The sequence below is a fragment of the Embleya sp. L77 genome, from assembly GCF_055557415.1.
The window spans coordinates 3,091,432-3,111,640 of record NZ_CM145710.1 but is presented as its reverse complement, the minus strand read 5'-3'; the positions used below and the strand labels follow the sequence as shown (position 1 = coordinate 3,111,640).

Below are 20,209 nucleotides of genomic sequence, written 5' to 3'. Positions count from 1 at the left end.
GCTCCAAAATCGGTGGCGGCTGTGTGGCCGGGAACTGGGCGGGCAGGAAGGTTCGGCGGCGGGTGGGCAACGGTCAACGTGCCGTGACATCCCCCACCCTCACGATCTCGGTGACCCCTCGGGCGTCCAGATAGGTCTGGTCCCGGACACGCTCGGCCAGCACGGTGGTGGGTCGCACGCCGTCTCCGGCCAGGCGCATGAACGCTTCGAAGTACGCGCCGCCGGGGCCGCAGGTCGAGCGCGCGGTCACAGTGTCGGGGAGGTCGAGGACGAGGGCGGTGGTACGCGGCTGCGGCTCGTGACCGCGCCGGCGCACCTCGTCGACGATCTTGGCGATCTCCAGACCGGCCGGCTTCGGCTCCCGGTGGTGCGTCAGCAGTCCGAGGCTGTATTCCACCTCGGGAAAGTCCGCCAACGCGCGGTCGATGTCGTGCGAGCACCACCACGTGACACCCCACAGGTCTTCGCAGTCCAGAGCGTTCTCGATGGTCCTGCGGGTGAAGTCGGCGGCATCTGCGGCCGCTATGTGAGGCGCCGGAGCGCCGACCTCCTGCAGCCACACCGGCCGGTGCGCATCGGCCGACCATGCCTTCGACAATTCGATCAGGTACGCGGCGTGCTGGTCGGACGCCGTCGACTTCGCGCCGTAGCGCTGCGCGGTGCCGTTGAAGACCCAGGAATGGACCGCCGTGGCGGTTCCGATGCGGGCCGAGTGGGCCGGGGTGAAGGGATGGTCGTCCAGGTACCAGGCCGCGTCATAGGAGCAGTGCAGGTGGAACCGGCCCGGTGCTCCGGTCTCGCATGCCTCGAGCATGCGCTCCAACCATGCCGCGGCCTGCTCGGAGCTGATCCGGTCCGGGTCCGGGTGCGGGTCGCCGGAGAACTGGTTGGTCTCGTTGCCCAGCGTCATGCCGAGGAAGTTGGGACGATCCGCCAGGGCCGCTGCCAGGGTCCGCAGATACTCCTCCTCGCCGGAGAGCGCCTGCGGGTCGGTGAACATGTTGCGCCGGTGCCATGTCTGGAGCCACGAGGGTTGGAAGTCGAAGCTGGACAGATGCCCCTGGAGTCCGTCCACGCTCACGTCGAGCCCACGCTCGCCGGCCGCGTCCGCCAGCGCCACCAAGTGCTCGACGGCACGCGGCCGGATCAGCGTCCGGTTCGGCTGGAACAGCGGCCACAGGGGGAAGACCCGGATGTGGTCCATCCCCAGCGCTGTGATCGAGTCCAGATCCGCGCGCACGACGTCCGGATCGAAGTCCAACCAGTGGTGGAACCAGCCGACGCTGGGGGTGTAGTTGACACCGAAGCGCGGTGTCGTCGAAGCGGCCGCGGGAGTCGGCGCGGTGGGGGCTGCGGGCCTTGCGGACCCTGGAAAGACGTGCCGGGACTCGGGCATGGGCGCGAAGCTTCCTCCGTGCAAGGGGCGGTGTGGCCGCCGGGGTGATGGGCGAAAACCCGCGCGGTACCTGGCTCAGCCCTTCACGGCGCCCTCCCCGACGCCCTTGAAGAAGAGCCGTTGCAGGCAGACGAACAGGACGAGGATGGGCACCAGCGCGATCATCGCGCCGGCCGCGATGGTCCGCGGATCGGCGGAGAAGGTGCTCTTCAGGTAGGACAGGCCGACGGTGAGCGTCAGGTTGGACGGTGTCTGCAGGACCAGCAACGGCCACAGGAAGTCGTCCCATGCGCCGATGAACGTCAGGATCGCGATCACGGCCAGCGTGCCCTTGACGTTCGGCAGACCGACGAAACGGATCCGCTGCAGGACGGTCGCGCCGTCGATGACCGCGGCCTCGTCGATGTCCTGCGGGATCGACAGGAAGGCGTTCCGCATCAGCAGTACGTTCAGCACGCCGATCATGCCGGGCAGGGCCACCCCCAGCAGCGAGTCCCCCAGGCCCAGACGGGTGATGGTCTGGAACTGGGAGATGATCGTGACCTCGGCCGGAAGCAGCAGGGCGGACAGGAACAACCCGAACACCAGTCCCCGGCCCCGGAACCGCAGCCGGGCCAGGGCGAATCCCGCGAAGGTGGCTCCGATCAGATTCCCGGCCACGCAAAGGACGGCGACCACCAGGGAGTTGGCGGCGAAGTGCCAGACCGGGATCGTACGGGCGACCTCGCCGTAGTTGTCGAACGTCGGGTGCTGCGGCAGGAACTGCGGCGTGGCCGCGTAGACGTCCTCGCTCTTGCTCTTGAGCGAGGTCGACAGCTCCCACAACAGCGGTCCGATCGTGATTGCCGTGGCGAACAGCAGTGTCGTGTAGCGGACCACCAGGCCGGCGGGGGTGGTCCGGCCGAAGGCGCGTGAGCGCCGGCTGCGGTGGCGGCGGCCCGCGGGGCCGGCGAACCTCGGGCGGCTCCCGGACTCGGTGGCGCGGGCAACGAATGCGCCGCCGACGTGATCGGCGTGGTCGGCCCGATCCGCGTGTTCGTGGATGGTGCTCAGCGCTCTGCCCTCCGGTTGAGCAGGACCAGAAGTGCCATCGGCCCGATGGTGATCACGAACAACAGGACGCTGAGCGCGGAGGCGTATCCCACTCGGCCGTCGCTGCCGGACACGGACTGCTGGATCAACATGACGACGGAGACGTCCCGGCCGCCGACGCCCCCGGTCCTGCCGCCGAGGATGTACAGCTCGGTGAAGACCCGCATGGCCGACACCGTCACGAGCATCGACGCCAGCAGCATGGTGCCCCGGACCCCGGGGACGGTGACCGACCAAAACCGCCGCACCGGGCCCGCCCCGTCGACCGCCGCCGCCTCGTGCAGCTCGCGGCGCACGTGTCCCAGCGCCGACAGGTAGAGGATCATGTAGTAGCCGAGGCCCTTCCAGACCGTCAGGGCGATGGCGCTGAACAGCAGCAGCCACCTGCCGGTCAGGAACGGAATCGCGGAGTGGATCAAATCCGCCTGCTGCGCCAGTCCGTTGGCGATTCCGCGGTCGTCCAGGAGCCACTGCCAGATGAGCGCGACGACCACGGCCGAGGCGATGACGGGGAAGTACAGGACGGTTCTGAAGAACGCCATGAACGGCAGGTTCCGCTCCACCAGCAACGCGAGAAGCAGCGGCAGCAGGGTGAGCAGCGGAACGCAGACCGCGACGTAGACGAGACAGTTGACCAGGGCGTCCCGTAGCTGCGGGTCGTCCAGTATTCGGTGGTAGTTGCGCAATCCGACGAAGTGCCCGCCGGTCAGGGTGTGGACGTTGGTGAAGGACAGCACCCCGGTGTTGACCGCCGGCCACAGGCTGAACAGGGCCAGGAACGCGAACGCGGGGAGAACCAGCAGCCATGGCGTGTACCAGCGGTGGGGCCTCATGATCTCCTCATGGGTCCGGGACCGCCGGCGGGCAAGGGGGAAGGCACCCGCCGACGGCGCACGGGGCGGGTGTCAGTCGCTGAGCAGTTGGTTCGCCTTGGTGACGGCGTTGTCGAGCGCCTGCTTGGACGATTGCTTCCCGGTCATCGCGAGTGCGATCTGTTGGTTGAGGTAGGTGTTCATCGCGTCCGTCCACCCGGGGGGCGTGAAGTTCACGGCGTGCTGCATGCCCTGGTACGCGAGGGCCGTGGCGTCGCCTTGGGGTGTGCCGTCGCTCCTGCTGTACACCGGGTCGGCGGCCGCGGCGGCGGTGCCGGGGAGGTAACCCTGGGCCAGCTTGACGAAGGCCGTCTGGTTGGCGTTGTCCGTCACGAACCTGGCGAATGCCAGCGCCAGCGGCAGGTTCTTGCTCTTCGCGGCGACGGAGATGCCCTGCACGTACAGCGGTGGGGTGTCCAGGGACGGCGAGGGGACGACCTGGGCGGCGAGTGTGGGGTTGGTCTGCGCGAGGCTGTTGATGTAGTTGCCGGCGCCCGTCGTCCACGCCACCTGCTGCTTGGAGAACAGCGTCGAGTTGCCCTCGTAGGTGTCGTTGAGCACGTTGGACGGCAGGTAGCCCGCTTCGAACGCCTTGGTGTACTGGTCCAGCATCGCCTGGGCGGCGGGGGTGCTGAAGTCGAACCTCTTCCCGTCGGCGGTCATCAGTTTCGTACCGGAGTTGACGATGTCGGAGAGGCCGGGCGCGCGGCTCATCAGGAAGTCCTTGCCGCCCGACCTGTCGTGCATGATCTTGGCCTGGGCGACCAGGTCCGCGAAGGTCCTCGGCGGCTTCGTGGGGTCGAGCCCGTTGCGGGTGAGCATGGCCTTGTTCCAGTAGCTGACATCCGTGCCGAGGTACCAGGGCAGTCCGTAGGTGGCGTTCGCGAAGTCGGCGAACGTGTAGGCGTCCAGGCCGCTCTTGACGTAGTCGGCGGAGAGTGTGGGCACGTTCTTGGTCAGGTCGAGCAGTGCGCCCACCTTGGCCATCGAATGGGCGATGTCGGGCGGCAGGTTGACGACGTCCGGAAGGCTGCCGCTGGTCACCTGGCTGCTGACCTTGGTCGAGTATCCGTCCCCCGGCTGGTCGATCCAGTTGATGGTGGTACCGGGGTGCTTCGTCTGGAAGTCCGCGATGAGCGCGGTGAAGTAGGGCGTGAACTTGTCGTTCTTCAGCGACCAGGTCTGGAACGTCACCGAGCCCTTGAGCGGGGCGTCCGTGGCGACGGTCTTGTGGTCGGCCTGCTTGTCACCGCCGCCGACACCGCAACCGGCCAGGGGCAGCAGAACCGCGACCGCGGCGAGCGTCCCCGCGAACTTGAGTCTGAAGTGCATGAGCGCCAACTTTCTCGTCGGACCGAAAGGGCGGTGCATGGGGATGCCGGGCTGTGCCCGAAAAACACTGCAGAAAGCGTCGACCACAACGGGACGCAGGATTTACAAGGTGGACCCGGAGAGAAACTAAAGCGCTATAGCCGGTGAACGAAACTATGGAACGACCCCGGAATGCGTGTCAAGACGCGGCCATGGAGGATCCCGTCTCGCCGACCCGTCTTGCCTGCACGTCGGGACCACGCCGTGACGCGCGCGGGCAGCCCTGCCGCGGGTCCCGTCCCGGAAGATGCGAAGCCCCTACGGCGACGAGCCGGGAGACCGCGCCGATCCGGGGCGAGCCGATCCCCGGGCCGCCGGACGCACCGGGGGCGGGCGCCGCGGGAGCGCCGATCGGGCCCCGGCAGGCGCGGGACCCGCGGCGGGCTCGGCCCCGCCTCAACCGCGCGGTCGAACCCGCCGAACTCCGGGGGGCGCCGCCGTGCTGCCGCGAGCCACCAGGGTGGGCAGGGGGTCCGGGACCACGCTCGCCGGGCCGCCGTCCAGCAGGCGCAGGAGCTGCTCCGCCGCATGGCGGCCGTAGGCCGCGGTGTCGCGGACCAGGGAGGTCAGCGGCGGATGCGCGGTACGGCACAAGACGGAGTCGTCCCAGGCGACGATGGACAGGTCCCGCGGCACCACCAGCCCGCTCTCGACCGCGACCGCGAGGCCCGCCATGGCCAATATGTCGTTGTCGTAGACGATCGCCGTCGGGGGCAGCGGTGCTTCCAGGGCCCTGCGGGTGGCCTCGGCGCCCTCGGCCTCGGAGTAGTCCGTGGGCACCGAGGTGACGTCGACCAGGCCGAGCCGGGCCGCCTCCGCCCGAAGCGACTCCACCCGGCGCCGGGTGTGCACCAGTGCGGGCAGGCCCGCGATGTGCAGGATTCGGTGATGGCCGAGCCCGTGCAGGTGTCCGACGATCGATGCCATCGCGGCCGCGTCGTCCGCCCATACCGTGGAGATGGCCGGGTAGGCGGGCGTGTGCGTGGCGAGCGTTCCGATGACGACGGCGGGCAGGCCGAGTTCGTCGAGCAGCCGCGGGCGCGGGTCGTCCAGTCTCGGATCGACGACGAGCAGACCATCCACCCGGCGCTCCGCCCACCACCGGCGGTAGACCGCGCACTCCTCGGCCACGTCCTCCACCACCTGGAAGAGCAGTCCCAGGTGGCGGACGGCAAGCGACTCCTGGATACCGGAGACGAGTTGCAGAAAGAAGGACTCCACTTCGAGCGTCCGCGCGGGCCGGGCCAAGACCAGGCCCACGGTGGCCGCGCCCTCGCCGGACAGGGCCCGGGCCGCGGTGCTGGCCCGCCAGCCGAGCTCCTCGGCCACTCGTCGAACCCGCTCACGGGTCGTGGGTGAGACCCCGGGACGGTCGTTGAGCGCGAAGGAGACCGCGCTCTCCGACACACCCGCCCGCCGGGCGATGTCCTTCATCGTGGGACGGCGGGCCGGCCTCCGCCGACCGGGCTCCGGCGGGTCCGTGGCATCCATGGCGGGAAGCCTACCCCCAGCCGCATCACCCGGGTAATGCGCTTGACCTGGCGGGAACTAAAGCGAATTAGTTGAGTGGCCTCCCCGCTCCCACCTCGCCTGTTGTCGGCATCGGCGAATTGGTGCGGAAGAAACCGTTGACAGCCCCGATGGCAGCCGCCAATCTGACGTTCGGCTCATCCGCACCAGCCCGGCGGCCCCGCCGGGTCCCCCGGAATCGGCGACATCCTCGGCTCCGTCGACCGCGACCGAGGTGGCGGCCCACCGCCCCTGAGCACCCTTCGACCAGGGGGTCGGACCACGCCTTCCCCCTTCGGTGCGGCGTGACGCAACCCGACCGGGCGACGCGACACCACCGGCTCACTCGGCGCTTCCGAACAGGTCGGGCGCCGACTCCTACGACGGGAGATCGATCGACCATGTCGAAACTGCTACGACACAGGGTGCGGACAGCCGCGCTCGCGCTCTCGACCATCGCGGCCCTCGCCTTCGGCGCGACCGCCCCGACCGGCGCGGCAGCGGCCCCCGCCCCCGCCCCCATGAAGCAGGGACCGACCTCGGTGGCGTACGTCGAGGTGAACGACCAGAGCATGCTGAACGTGGGCAAGTACACCCTCGCCAACAGCGGCGGCAACGTCTTCGACGTAGCCGTGATCTTCGCAGCGAACATCAACTACAACACGGACACGAAGACGGCGTATCTGCACTTCAACGAGAACGTGCAGCACGTTCTCGACAACGTTGCCACCGAGGTCCGGCCGTTGCAGCGGAAGGGCATCAAGGTCGTCCTCTCGGTGCTCGGCAACCACCAGGGCGCGGGTTTCGCCAACTTCCCCTCGCAGCAGGCGGCTTCGGCGTTCGCGACCCAGCTGTCGGACACCGTGACCCGGTACGGCCTGGACGGCATCGACTTCGACGACGAGTACGCCGAGTACGGCAACAACGGCACCGGCCGGCCCAACAGCAGCTCGTTCGTGCACTTGGTGACGGCACTGCGGGCGAACATGCCGAACAAGATCATCAGCCTCTACAACATCGGCCCGTCAGCATCGCGCCTCTCCTACGGCGGCGTCGACATCTCCGCCAAGTTCGACTACGCCTGGAACCCGTACTACGGCACCTGGCGGGTCCCCGGCATCGCCCTGCCCAAGTCGAAGCTTTCACCGGCGGCCGTCGAGATCGGCGGAACCTCGCAGAGCACGGCCGCCGGCCTCGCCCGCCGCACCGTCCGCGAGGGGTACGGCGTGTATCTCACGTACAACCTCGACGGCACCGATCGCAGCGCCGATGTCTCCGCGTTCACCAGGGAGTTGTACGGCAGTGACGCCGTCTACACGCCGTAGGGCGGCCGCGCGCCTCGGCGCATGGTGCCCTCTCGGGGCTCGTCGCATCCGGTAGGAGGACGACCCGCGCAAGCCGCGCCCTCGACAACGACGTCAGGGCGCGGCCCGGGGTGTCTCCCCACCTCTGTTGATCATGCATGCCCGACTGCTCGGTCCAGCCCACGAGGAAGATGCCGGGGCTGATCTCGGCCGCGTGCAGGGCGACGTCCTCGACCGTGCCCGTGCCGGGGCCGGCGACGGTCTCGTAGTGCAGCCCGCTGCCGTCGGCCGCGTAGCTGTTGTGGAACACCGTGCCGTTGTCGACGGTGAACCGGAAGGTCTTCCCGGCGTAGGTCGAAGTGCTCACGACGTTCTCCGGCGGGTCAGAACAGGCCGTTCGCGTGCGGCAACTCGGCGGGCACCGGGGCGACGACGTCCCAGTGCTCGACGATCCTGCCGTCGGCGACCCGGAAGAGATCCCAGTAGGCGACCGGAACCCCGAACTCGCCTTCGGACTGCAGGAGGACGAAGTCGCCCTCGGCGACCGCCTTGTGGACGGTGTGGTACACCAGGTTCTTGCCCTGCTCGGCCCACCGCGCGGCGGCGGCGCCGAAGCCGTCCAGGCCGTCGGCTGCCTCCGGGTTGTGCTGGTCGTAGGTCTCCGTGGAGATGTAGTCGGCGAGGACGGAGTAGTCGGCGCCCTTGAGGACCTTTTCTGCGAACTCCAGGACGAGCGCCCGGTTGGCCTCGGTCTTGTCGAGGTCCGAGGGCCGGGTGGGGCCGTCGGTCTGCGTACGACCGGAGGCGGTGTCCGCCACACGGGGAGTCAGCGCATCCCAGTGCTCGGCGAGCTTGCCGTCCGCGTCCACACGAAACAGGTCGAAGGCCACCAGAGGATCGGGCCCGAAGCCGTGGTAGGTGCCGTGCAGCGCGACCAGGTCACCGTCGGCGATCCCCCGGGCGGCCTCGTAGCGGAAGCCCTCCGGCAGACCCGCCACCAGCCGACGCAGCGCCTCCGGCCCGTCCGCAGCCAGACTGCTGTGCTGGCGGTAGTCGGCGGCGACCCAACGGTCGACCGCGCCGGGGTCCTTCCGGCCGAACAGTTCCTCCGCGGCCTGGGTGACGATGTCCTTGCTGCTCATGGGATGACTCCGATCTGCGGGTTCCGCTGTCAAGCGGCTCACCGGTCTGCCACCCAGTGTCCCCGCATTCGACCGCCGACGAGCGGTGCATTCAGGTGTAAATATGGTGAAACAGGACAGGCGGTCGGGGTAAAGGCGCCCCGGGGCCCGCGTCCCGGAAGGGGCCCCGCCGCACTCGGATGGCCCTGCTCGCGCGTCGGACCTTCAGCGCCGGCGGCCGGCGCCGGGTGCCGGAAGACCGGTCGGCTCCGCGATCGCCGGGGCGAGGTGACGTATCCGCGGACGTTCTCCGGCTCCCGTGTCGGGACTTTGCCGAGGGGTCAACCGTGCTCGCCTCGCCGGGCCAGGGACGCGGCGATGCCGTCCAGGACGCCGGTGAGGCCGGAACGGAACAGGGCGTCCAGGTCCCATGAGTCGCCGGCGGCGCGCATCGCGCGGGTCAGGCGCGGATACGCACCGGACTCGAACAGCGAATCCCACGAGGGAGTGGCGGCCTTGCGCCACTGCGCCGCGGTGAGCCCCGATCGCCGTTCGGCCTCGATCTCGTCGACCAGGGTCATGGCCACGCCCTGGGTGTACGCGGCGATCATGAAGACGTACCGGAACGCCTCACGCGGGTCGAGGTCGAGACCGTCGAAGGACGTGAAGGTGCGTTCGCTGTCCGCCGCGATGCCGGGGCTGGTCCTCAGCCGGGTGCTCACCATGACGTTCCGCAGGATCCACGGGTGCCGGCGGTACAGCTGCCAGTCGCGGTGGGCGGCGGATTCGAGCCCCTCTCGCCACCCTCGTGGGGCGGGATCGGGTGGCGGCGCCTCGGTCATCGCCGCCTCCACCATCAGGGCGACCAACTCGTCCTTGGACGGCACGTAGCGATACAGGGACATGGTGCCCGCGTCGAGATCGGACGCCACGCGACGCATCGAGAGCGCGTCGAGCCCCTCGGCGTCGGCGATCGCGATGCCGGTGCGCACGATGGCCTCGACCGTGAGGTGCGTTGCGTGGGCGTCGGGGTTCGCCGCGGTGTCGTCGGGCTCCTGTGCCAGGCGTGCCCGGTAGGCCTTCGCCCGGCACGCCCGGGAACAGTAGCGCCGTGGCCTCCCCCGCTCGGCCGACTCCAGCGCGTTGCCGCAGCGGGCGCACGTCGCCATTGCGTGCCTCCTTTTCGTCACGGGTCAAGGTGTGTGTCGAAATTCTAGCGGCGCGGGCGGGGTCGGCGCCAATTTCCCATCCTATAAAGAGCTTGGCGGGCCGCTGTGCCCTGCGTATCTTGTACGCGATCGACACGTACGCAGTACGCATCGATGTACAGGTACCGATGCACACGCCTCAGGGAATGGTGGAGATGACGGAAACCCGGAACAAAGCCGGAACGAAGGAGTGGATCGGGCTCGCGGTCCTGGTGCTCTCCTGCGTACTGGTCTCGATGGACATGTCCGTGCTCTTCGTCGCGCTCCCGTTCCTGACGACCGACCTCGAACCGAGCAGTTCCGAATTGCTCTGGATCACGGACGCCTACGGCTTCCTCCTGGCCGGAATGCTCATCACCATGGGGACGCTGGGCGACCGGATCGGCCGACGACGGTTGCTGCTCGCGGGCGCCCTCGGCTTCGGCGTCGCCTCGGTCCTGGCGGCCCTCTCCACCGGTCCGGGCACACTGATCGCGGCCCGCGCGCTGCTGGGCGTCGCCGGGGCGACACTCGCGCCGTCCACGCTCTCGCTGATCCGGAACATGTTCCACGACGACCAGGAGCGGGCCACCGCCGTCGGCGTGTGGACCGCCGGTTTCGCGGGCGGTGCCGCGCTCGGCCCGGTCATCGGCGGCGCGCTGCTCGAGCACTTCTGGTGGGGCTCGGTCTTCCTCGTCAACGTGCCGGTGATGCTGCTGCTGCTCGTTCTCGGCCCCTTGTTGCTCCCGGAGTATCGCGATCCCGAGCCCGGCCGGTTCGACATCCTCGGCGCCGTCCTGTCACTCGTCGCCGTCCTCGGCATCGTGTACGGCATCAAGCAGGCCGCGGAACACGGTCTCGGCTGGGCCCCCGCGGCCTACGCCGCCGCCGGGGCCCTGGTCGGCGGCGGATTCCTGTACCGGCAACGGGTGATCGACAACCCGATGATCGACTTGGCGCTGTTCCGCTCCCGCAGGTTCAGCGTGTCGTTGGCCACCGAAACCCTGGCGATATTCGCCCTCGTCGGCTACAGCCTGTTCACCTCGCAATACATGCAACTCGTGCTGGGCATGGGGCCGTTGGAAGCGGCGCTGTGGTCGCTGCCGACCTTCCTGGTGATGCCCGCGGGCATCGCGGCGGCCACGGTGCTCGCGCCGCGGATCGGCAACGCGAACGTGATGGTCGTGGGGTTGCTGGTGTCCGTCGCCGGCTACGTCGCACTGGCGCTGATCCGTACCGACTCCGGAAGCGGTCATCTGATCGGCGCGTTGACCGTCGTCGCACTCGGCATCGGCGGGGTCGTCGCGGTGGTCACCGACATGATCCTGTCCTCCGCGCCGCCCGAGCGGGCCGGATCCGCGTCGGCGATATCCGAGACCGCCGCCGAATTCGGCGGCGCCCTCGGCATCGCGGTACTGGGCAGCATCGGCACCGCGATCTACCGAACGACGGTGACCGACAATGCCCCCGACGGCCTGTCGTCCCAGGGGCTCGACGCGGCCCGGGACACGCTCGGCGCCGCCGTCGACACCGCCGCGACCCTGCCCGGGAGCAGCGGCGAGGCATTGCGACAGGTGGCGTTCGACGCCTTCACCCGGGAGATGCGGATCACTGCCGTGGTCAGCGCGATCCTGCTGACCGGCGCGGCGCTCGTGATCGGGATGCTGCTGCGGAGCACAACCCCCGAAGCCGCCGCGCAAGGCGGGACGACGGCGACCGAGGCGACGAGCGAACCGATGGGATGAGGTCCTTCAGGCCCGGCGGCCCGGCGGGTTCGAGGGGTCGGCGGGCACGAGGGGTCGAGGGGTTCGAAGGGTTCGACCCTTCGGGTCGAGGCATGCGGACGGCAGGCGTACTCGTCGCCGATCCCGAGCCGGTGGCGCCGCCCCGCGCACGCCACGACGGCCTGACGCCGCCTCGGCCCATGCGGGCTCGCCGGAGTGTCGGCTCCCGGAGGCATTGACCCCTCATCCGCCGAGTGCTTGTTCGGTCCAGATGCATTTGCCGGCGAGGGTGTAGCGAGTGCCCCACCGCTGGGCCATGGCGGCGACGAGTTGGAGGCCGCGACCACCTTCGTCCGTCGCGCGGGCATGTCGGATGTGGGGCGTGGTCAGGCTGCCGTCGCTGACCTCGCAGATGAGGGTGCGACTGCGCAGCAGGCGCAGCTGGATCGGACCTGTTGCGTGGCGGATGACATTGCCGACGAGCTCGCTGACGATGAGTTCGGTGGCCATTTCCAGTTCCGCGTCCAAGCACCAGATCCGGAACTGCTCGTGGACATGGCGCCGGGCTTGGCCCGCGGCCGTGGGGTCTTCGGGGAGGGTCCAGGCGGCGATGTCATTCGGCGGGAGGGAACGGGCGCGGGCGATGAGGAGGGCGGTGTCGTCGGTGGTGCGACGGTGGGCCGGCAGCAGGGCCGCGGTGACGGCATTGCACAGCGGGTCGGGTTCCCCGGCCGGCCCACCGCGGTCGGCGAGAGCGGCGGAGATGGCCTCGGTGAGGTGCCGCAGGCCCTCGTCGATGTTGTGCCCCGGCGTCTCCACGAGACCGTCGGTGTACAGAACGAGGTGACTGCCGTCGGGCAGGGGGACCTCGTGGACGCCGAAGGGCGGGGCGGCGATCCCCAGTGGGGGGTCGGGGTCGAATGTCAGCAGGGACACGCTGCCGTCGGGGCGGGCGACCACGGGCGGGAGATGGCCGGCGTTGGCGTAGGTGAGGACCTCGGTGGTCGGGTCGTAGACGCCGTACAGGCAGGTGACGAAGGTTTCCTCCCTGAGTTCCCCGACGATGTCGTTGAGCCGGGCGAGGACGTCGTCCGGAGGCAGTTCGAGGTCGGAGAGGGTGCGCACGGCGGTGCGCAGGCGGCCCATGGTGGCGGCCTCGGGCATGCCGTGGCCCATGACGTCGCCGATGACCAGGGCCACACGGTCGGCGGACAGCCCGATGATGTCGTACCAGTCGCCACCGACGTCCGCACCGTGTCCGGCAGGCAGATAGCGGGCGGCGGCGGTGACCGCGGGAAGCGCGGGCAGGGCACGGGGCAGGAGGGCATGCTGCAGGTCACGGGCGCGAGTCGTGGCCACGTCGTACTGGTGGGCCCGCTCCAACGCGTGGGCGAGCTGGCCGCCGAACACGGTCAGCAGGGTCCGTTCGTCCTCGGTGAGATGTCGCGGGCGGTCGAAGGAGACGACGACGACACCGATCTCGCGGCCCGAGACGACCAACGGAAGGAAGGCCCACGCCTTCTTCCCTCCGGCAATCGGGAAGTCCGCCGCCTCGGGATGACGATCGGTGAGGTCGTCGGGTGATTCGACGAACATCGGTGCGTGGGTGTGCAGAACCTCTTCCAGGACCGTGTCGACCGGCATGCCGTGGATGCGGTCGAGGTCCGCCGACGCGTAGCCGACGGAGCCGACGAGGTCCAGCCGGTCGTTTTCCAGGGCGAGGATGACCAGTCCGGTGGCTTGGAGAGGAGGAAGGACGCTCTCGGCCACGGCGGTGGTCACGTCCCGGGTGGTCGCCGCCTCGGCGAGGGCGCGGGTCAGCCGGGCTATGAAGGCGGCGCGCTCTGCGGCGGCGCGCTCGGCGGCGGCGCTCTCCGCCTCGCGCAGGCGCCTTTCGGTGACATCCGTGATGTAGAGGGTGAGTCCATCGGTGATGGGGACCAGTCGTAGGTGGTACCAGCGATCGGTGCCCGGCCACGGCACCTCGAACCCGTCGGGCACTCCCGCGCCGGCGGCTCGGCGGGAGCGCTCCTCCAGCCAGGGCACCTTCCGGACGATGGGAACCTCCCACAGCGACCGTCCCACCAGGTCGCGCGGTCGGCCGAACAGGCGCTCGGCGGCCACGTTGACGAATCCGATCCGCCCGTCGCGGTCCACGGACAGGAAGCCGTCACTCATGTGTGCCAGGGCATGCCCCACCGATTCCAACGCGGCATGGGTGTCCGTGGTGTACGACATGGTTCCGACCAGACGGGTCGGCTTGCTGCCTCGGCGCGAGACCGCCCGGCCGCGGAAGCGCACCCACGCGTACGTCCCGTCCGAACGGCGGACTCGGTACTCGCTATCCGCTCGGCCGCGGGTCCGGAGTGCTTGTTCGACGTCTCCCATCACCCAGGGAAGGTCGTCGGGATGGACGTAGTCGTCAAAGGTCGCGAGCCGCCCGTCGAATGTCTCTCGGTCGATGCCGATGGCGTCGAGCAACCGCTCGTCGAGGACGACCTCGTTCGCGTGTACATCGAATTCGAACTTGAATTCGGTGGAGGTCTCGCCGGGTCCCCGTCCAGGGGCGCGGTCCGGTGCTGTCCCCAACAAGGCGCGGGACACGCCGTCCGGCGTGGGCGGGGCCAGGCGCAGCCGTTCCGCCGCCCACCGGGCCACCTCCTCGAGAAACGTTTGTTGCTCGGCGGAGGGCACCTCGGCCACGGGGAGCAGCACCGACAGGACGCCGAGCGGTCCGTCCGGTCCGGACAGCGGTACGGCCGCCATGGCGGAGCGTGCCGAGACGTCCGCGGCAGGCGACAGGTGCGGCGGATCCGATGGGTTGCGGGCCGGGCTGTTCGCCGTGGACGCGTAGGCGAATTCGCCGGTCCGGAAGGCTCGCGCCGGAGCCACCGAATCGGTGACGCGGATGTCCTCCCAGTTGCGGGTGACGGCCCGGGGCAGTCCACCGCTCGCGACCAAGTGCAGGCCCTGGGAGGCGCTTGCGCTCAGGTGTCCCATGGCGCCGAAGCCACCGAGCGCTGCGGTCACGTGCTGCACCGCGGCAGTCAATACGTCGGTGTCCGTCGCTTGGTCGTCCAAAGCCGCAAGCAGGCACAGCCTGTCGGTCCGCGCCTTCTCCGCACTGCTTCCCCGGCTCGTGGGGGTGCCAAGCTCCACCGTCGGTCCCGCCCTTCCGTCGGATCCGGCTACGGCTCGATTCTCTACGCACCTATATGATCTCTACGTATTGTAAAATATCACATTCACGTTTATACATTGATTTGCCGGAATTTATTTGCGCTACTGCTTGGTCGAAACCTCCGAAGGAAAAGGCCACCGGGGGCTGGATACGGGAAGCCCGATCGACTCCTCGCCTCCTCCCCGCACGCTTCTCGGCCACGGATGTCGGCATGCCGGCACTCCCCGCATCCGACCGCGCCGGGAACTCGGCCGATGCGCTTGCGGCCACGCGTCCGAGCCTGGTCGATCACGGCGCCGGATCCACGGCATGCAGGACCGCTCGGTCCCCGTCGCCGGTGAGCAGGATCGCGCGGCCGGCGCTGACGCTCCAGGGGATGGCGGCCCGGTCCGGCACCGCGACGACGCCGGACGTCGTCAACGCGACGGTGTGGTGGTCGCGCGTGCCGTACACCCGGCCACCGGCGACGGAGCGGGCCACGAAGCCCGGGGTGACCGACGAGCGCCCCCCGGCGAGATCGACGACGACGGGTCCCAAAGCCGCGAGGGTCTCGCCGGCCGGGCGGATCCAGGCGCTCGCCAGGGACCCGGCGGGGGCGTCGGCGCCGGCGACCACCCGGCCGGAGGACGAGTCGTGCACGGCGAGTGTTTCACTGCCGTCTCCAGGGCCGGACCACACGACGGCGACCGTCCCGTGCCCTCCGCCGGCCATACGCAGTATGCGCGCGCCGGGGCGTGGCGGCAGCGGAGTCACCACGCGTGTCCTCCCGTCGAAGCCGAGCAGTTCCCAGGGTCCGACGGTGCGCCCCGCGAGGACGTGTGCCGCGTCGGCGGCCATCGCAACGGTTCCGGGAGACAACCGAACCGGAACGAGGGCATCGCCGCGCAGCGCGGCGGCCGATCCGTCGGCCCCGGTCACCAGCGGGAGGGCGCCCGCGTAGCTGACGCGGGCGCCGGGTGCGAGTTCGACGGTGGTGGGCAGGCGCGCGGGTCGCGGAGCGCGCTGTGGGGCCCACACCACGAGTCGGCCCTCGGTCTCGGCGACGAGCACCGGTGCGGCCGGGTCGCCGGTCGCGTGCAGCGCGGCGTTGCCCGCCGGCAGCGGCTCACCCATCCAATCGATCCGCCCGTCGTGCGGATCGAGGAGGGCGACCCGACGGTCCGGTGTGAGGGCGGCCAGCAGGCCCCCGAGTGCTGCCACGCTCGGCCGACCGGCCCCCGGCGGCGCGATCGACCGCGACCAGGCGGACGTCTGTCGCCAGCCGGCCGGAGCGGTGACCGCGGCCGACTCGGCACGCGAGGTCGCGCTCGGCGGGGACCCTGCGGACTCGTCGTCCGGCCACACCAGGACCGCGACGACCGTGATCGCCGTGGCGACCACGAGAGCGATCGCGGCCGGCGCGACGCGGATGCGGGAGCGGGTGGCACGCCGCCGCGCGCGCCCGGGTCGCGCGGGCGCGGTCGAAGGCGGCTGCTCGGCCGGCGGCGGGTCGGCTTCGGACGGATTCGGCGGCTCGGGCGGGTCGTGCGGCTCGGGCGGGTCGTGCTCGTCGGTGGCCCGCCGGTGCGGGTCGTTACCGTCGGTGTCGACCCACCACTCGCCGAAGTCGCCGTCGTGGTCGTCGTGGTCGTCGGTCGATGCCGCACCCTGCTCGTTCGACGGGGCGTGCGCCTCGTCGTCGGGGGTGTCCGGGTCGGGATCGGGATGGGGCTCGGCCAGGAAAGTGAGCGTCCCGTCCGGGTCGATGAGTAGGGGATAACGCGTACCGTCCGGGTCGACGTCGATCGCGCGCACGGGCCGGTCGAGGAGGGACGCGGTGAAGCGGACCTCGTCGATGGCGGCGTGCCGGGCTTCCGCTCCCTCGGGAACGTAGACGGGCGTACCGTCCACCGTCGCGGTGCCGTCTTCGGGGTACTCGATGACGAACAGGGGCGTGGCCGGAACGGCGGAGGCGTGGGTGGTCAACGGTTCTCCCGAGTTCTCGGACGGTTCGGCTGGGCGCGGACACCGTCGGCGGGAGGCCGCCGGCGCGCGGGCGGCCGGACCGGCGTGTGGCCACGGGCGAAGTGCGGCGCTCGTTGCGCCGGCCCGACTCGGCGAAAAGGTGATCCTCTCGGCCATGGTCGGCTCCTCGCCGTCGTCGATCGGGTGATTCGGGCACCCCGGCTTCCGTACCGTCACGTGGGCACGCGCCGGCCGCGATACCGGTTCAACGAGCAACCCCCGGCCCGGCAACGGATCAGTCGCCGGATCGCGGCGTCGGCGGCACCGGAAGATCCGCCCGGGTCGGTCGGGGAAGCCGACGTGACCTGCGCCGAAAGACGTCCGAACGCGATGGGTCCGAATCCGTGCACCGCCCGGCGTGCTTCGTGCCCCGCGCCGCGAGGCCGGCACGGCACCGGAGTAACTCCCCGGGCCTGCACGCGTTACCCCCTGTGGGACAAATCCCGTGCTCACGGAGGAACGCGTGCATATCACTCGACCGGCCGCCGCGGCGGCTCTCCTGCTCCTGCTCGTGGCCGCCTGCGATACCGCGCCGACAACCACCCCTACCCGGGCTCTCGATCCCGCCCTGGCCGCGGACAGCGTCCCTCTTCCCGACGCCGGCACGCCCGGCATCTCGCCGTCCACGACGAATTCCCTCGGTTCGACCGGCGCCGTGACACCCGCGACTCCGGCGGGAACCGCACCTCCCGACCCGCAGGAAGGGGGCCCGCGCGCCGACAGTCGATCGTCCGTATCCTCCCCGTCGTCGCGTGGATCCGGTGCGTCGGACCGCGCCGACCATTCCCCCGCGTCCGAGACCTCGCCACGAGGCGGCCGACCCGGCCGCGCCACGCCCAAGGTGGGCGCCGTCGATCCCTGGGCCGCCTGTGACTTCGGCGTTCGGTTCAGCGGCCGGCGAGACGATGCCCCCGAGGCCCGCTTCTGCCGTTCCGCCCACGGCTGACCGCACCGCACGGTATCCGGGGTCGTGGGATGGTGTCGGACGTTCCGCAGACCTCGGCGGGCGACCGCGACCAGCCGGAACCGACCCCGACATCCGTAGGGAACTTCTAGGCTGGGTCGGTGACTTCACCGTTTGCGGTTCCCAGGGAAGAACAGCGGTTCGTCGACGCGGCGCGGGATCTGGCCTCGCAGTTCGCGGCGGCGGCGGATGAACATGATCACGAGGCCACCCTGCCCATTGCCAATCTGACCGCGTTGCACAAGGCCGGTCTGGACATGGCCGCGATGCCCCGAGACCGGGGCGGCTCCGGGCTGTCCTACCAGGCGCTCGGAGAGATCCTTCGCATCGTCGGCAAGGCATGCCCGTCGACGGCGTGCGTCTGGACGATGCATCTGGGCGCGGCGCAGGCGCTGGTCGGCTACGGCCCGCCGGTCTATGCGGAGGAGTTGGCGGCGGGCAAACGGTTCGCGAACGCGCTGTCGGAGCCGACCGGCGGGAACCTGTTCCTGATGCCGCTCCAGCGGGCCGAACCGGTGGACGGCGGCTTCGAGTTGGACGGCGCGAAGCGGTTCGTGTCCGGTTGTGAGATCGCGGACCACTTCCTGGTCAACGCGCTGCTCGACGACGGGCCGGCGTTCTTCGGGGTGAGCCGGGACGACAGCATCGAGATGGTGTCGATCTGGGACTCGATGGGCCTGCGCGGCACCCGCAGCCAGTTGGTGAACTTCCGCAACACCCTGCTGCGCCACGAGAATCGATGCCACATCGTCGACCCGACGGCGCCGAACATCATCGCGCTCGGCCTGCCGTGGCTGTCGATCGGTGTGGCCGAGGCCGCGCTCGACGCGGCGACCGACCATGCCCGCGAACGTGTCGTACCGAGTACCGGCAAACCGGTCGGTGACATGCAATGGGTCCATTTCGACGCCGCCGACGCGCACGTGAAGCTCCTGGCCGCACGCGTTCTCGCGGAACGATCCATGTGGCTCGCCGACCGGAACGAGCCCGGCGCCCTCGTCGCCGCCGTGGAGGCGAAGCTCTACGCCAACCAAGTAGCGAAGGAGATCGCGGAGTTCGGGCTCCGGGTCGGCGGTGGCTCGGGCTTCCTGCGGTCCTCCCCGATCCAGCGACACTTCCGCGACGCCCAGGCCGGCGCACTGATGGCCTTCTCGGTCGAGGTCTGCCGGGACATGATCGGCAAACGCCTGACCGGTGGCGAACAGCCCGAGTACGGCGACAACGCCGTGTGAGCCGTACAGGCCGGACGTCCGCCGTGTTGCCGAACACACCACGACACCCGCCGCATCCCTCCACCGGCAACCACGTCCGTCCGGTCCCGAGCGGCGAGACCGTCCCCACCGTCCTTCACCACTGATTCACTCCAACGGGGGAATCGGGGCGATTCCCGCGCGTGTGGAGGAGTCCTGACGCGATGGTGGATGAGAAGACGATGTCCGCGTCCGAGTTCCGGCACGGTTTCGGATCCGGGTTCGCTCGCCTCCGGGTTCCGGTTCGGCAGGCGGCCCGGGTTCGTCGTCCTCGCCATTCATGGTCACGGCTCGTCTCAGGGGGACTCATGGTCGGCATCGTGCGTCGGGACATCCACGCGGAGGGTGTGGGAGGGGGCGTCGGTCTGACCGCACTGATGGTCGCCGCGGCGCGGGCGATCGAGACCCACCGCCGCGACAGCCTGGCGCGGGACGTCTACGCGGAGCACTTCGTGCTCGCGGCCCCGGCGTCCGCCGGATGGCCGGTGCGCATGGAGCAGGTCCCGGACGGGGACGAGAACCCTTTGTGGGGGCGCTTCGCGCGCTACTTCGGTCTGCGGACGCGGGTTCTGGACGACTTCCTCCTTCGGTCGGTGCGTGCCGGCGTACGCCAAGTGGTCCTGCTCGGGGCGGGGTTGGATGCTCGTGCGTTTCGACTCGAGTGGCCGTCCGACTGTGTGATCTTCGAGATCGACCGGGAGGGCGTACTGGCGTTCAAGCACGATGTGCTCGGCGGTCTGTCCGCCGTACCGAAGTCGGCCCGTGTGCCGATTCCGATCGATCTGCGCGGCGACTGGGTCGGTGCGTTGACCGATGCCGGGTTCGAGCCGGGTGCTCCCAGTGTCTGGTTGGCCGAGGGGCTGTTGTTCTACCTGCCCCGCGTCGTCGAGACGTATCTCATCGACACGGTGGATCGGTTGAGTACCGGGGGCAGCGCTCTCGCGTTCGAGGTCAAGCTGGAGAAGGATCTGTGGGAGTACCGGGACAGTCCGATCTACACCTCGACGAAGCACCAGATCGGCATCGACCTGCTCGCCTTGTTCGCCCGCGACTCGCGACCCGATTCCGCGGGCGAGTTGGCCGGCAAGGGCTGGTCCACCTCGATCCACACCCCGTTCGACTTCACCCGTCGGCACGGGCGCGGCCCGCTGCCCGAACACAACGACGCGCTGGCGGGCAACCGCTGGGTTTTCGCGAACAAGCCCGGGCGGTGATCGGCTTGTCCCGTCGTCGT

At 70.0% G+C, this 20,209-nt stretch carries 14 protein-coding genes; 4 read left to right on the top strand and 10 right to left on the bottom strand.

Annotated elements, in window-relative coordinates:
• Positions 1–73 precede the first annotated feature (73 nt).
• From ACZOOI_RS43005 to ACZOOI_RS42985, 5 genes are all read right to left on the bottom strand, one after another.
• On the bottom strand, positions 74–1,396 hold the full coding sequence (locus tag ACZOOI_RS43005; protein WP_465282260.1) for a glycoside hydrolase 5 family protein: 1,323 nt from the start codon (positions 1,394–1,396) through the stop codon (positions 74–76).
• Between the two features lie 75 nt (positions 1,397–1,471).
• Positions 1,472–2,275, bottom strand: a complete 804-nt coding sequence (locus tag ACZOOI_RS43000; RefSeq protein ID WP_465282259.1) for a carbohydrate ABC transporter permease — start codon at positions 2,273–2,275, stop codon at positions 1,472–1,474.
• 170 nt (positions 2,276–2,445) lie between these two features.
• On the bottom strand, positions 2,446–3,321 hold the full coding sequence (locus tag ACZOOI_RS42995) for a carbohydrate ABC transporter permease (RefSeq protein WP_465282258.1): 876 nt from the start codon (positions 3,319–3,321) through the stop codon (positions 2,446–2,448).
• Positions 3,322–3,393: 72 nt separating this feature from the next.
• Positions 3,394–4,692: an ABC transporter substrate-binding protein gene (locus ACZOOI_RS42990; RefSeq protein ID WP_465282257.1), complete on the bottom strand. Its 1,299-nt coding sequence runs from the start codon at positions 4,690–4,692 to the stop codon at positions 3,394–3,396.
• Between the two features lie 435 nt (positions 4,693–5,127).
• Complete coding sequence (locus tag ACZOOI_RS42985) at positions 5,128–6,222, bottom strand: LacI family DNA-binding transcriptional regulator (protein WP_465282256.1); 1,095 nt, start codon at positions 6,220–6,222, stop codon at positions 5,128–5,130.
• Positions 6,223–6,641: 419 nt separating this feature from the next.
• Between ACZOOI_RS42985 and ACZOOI_RS42980 the strand changes: the two genes are divergently transcribed.
• Positions 6,642–7,565, top strand: coding sequence for an endo-beta-N-acetylglucosaminidase H (locus ACZOOI_RS42980; RefSeq protein ID WP_465282255.1), 924 nt, complete (start codon positions 6,642–6,644; stop codon positions 7,563–7,565).
• Here ACZOOI_RS42980 and ACZOOI_RS42975 read toward each other — a convergent pair.
• From ACZOOI_RS42975 to ACZOOI_RS42965, 3 genes are all read right to left on the bottom strand, one after another.
• Positions 7,522–7,911, bottom strand: a complete 390-nt coding sequence (locus ACZOOI_RS42975; RefSeq protein WP_465282254.1) for a MoaF-related domain-containing protein — start codon at positions 7,909–7,911, stop codon at positions 7,522–7,524. The genes ACZOOI_RS42980 and ACZOOI_RS42975 overlap by 44 nt on opposite strands.
• A 16-nt stretch (positions 7,912–7,927) precedes the next feature.
• Positions 7,928–8,686, bottom strand: coding sequence for a nuclear transport factor 2 family protein (locus tag ACZOOI_RS42970; protein ID WP_465282253.1), 759 nt, complete (start codon positions 8,684–8,686; stop codon positions 7,928–7,930).
• A 320-nt stretch (positions 8,687–9,006) separates the two neighbouring features.
• The gene (locus ACZOOI_RS42965; RefSeq protein ID WP_465282252.1) at positions 9,007–9,834 is read right to left on the bottom strand and encodes a TetR/AcrR family transcriptional regulator; all 828 of its coding nucleotides are present in this window, start codon (positions 9,832–9,834) and stop codon (positions 9,007–9,009) included.
• A gap of 185 nt (positions 9,835–10,019) precedes the next feature.
• Here ACZOOI_RS42965 and ACZOOI_RS42960 point away from each other — a divergent pair, with 185 nt between their 5' ends.
• On the top strand, positions 10,020–11,597 hold the full coding sequence (locus ACZOOI_RS42960; protein ID WP_465284164.1) for an MFS transporter: 1,578 nt from the start codon (positions 10,020–10,022) through the stop codon (positions 11,595–11,597).
• A gap of 222 nt (positions 11,598–11,819) precedes the next feature.
• On the opposite strand, the gene ACZOOI_RS42955 is transcribed toward ACZOOI_RS42960, so the two are convergent.
• Positions 11,820–14,606, bottom strand: coding sequence for a SpoIIE family protein phosphatase (locus ACZOOI_RS42955; RefSeq protein ID WP_465282251.1), 2,787 nt, complete (start codon positions 14,604–14,606; stop codon positions 11,820–11,822).
• A gap of 439 nt (positions 14,607–15,045) precedes the next feature.
• Positions 15,046–16,722 (bottom strand): hypothetical protein, encoded by a 1,677-nt coding sequence (locus ACZOOI_RS42950; RefSeq protein WP_465282250.1) that lies wholly within the window; start codon positions 16,720–16,722, stop codon positions 15,046–15,048.
• 1,104 nt (positions 16,723–17,826) lie between these two features.
• Between ACZOOI_RS42950 and ACZOOI_RS42945 the strand changes: the two genes are divergently transcribed.
• Entirely contained in the window at positions 17,827–18,957 is a 1,131-nt protein-coding gene (locus ACZOOI_RS42945; protein ID WP_465282249.1) for an acyl-CoA dehydrogenase family protein, read from the top strand.
• Between the two features lie 326 nt (positions 18,958–19,283).
• Complete coding sequence (locus ACZOOI_RS42940; RefSeq protein ID WP_465282248.1) at positions 19,284–20,189, top strand: class I SAM-dependent methyltransferase; 906 nt, start codon at positions 19,284–19,286, stop codon at positions 20,187–20,189.
• Positions 20,190–20,209: the final 20 nt, after the last annotated feature.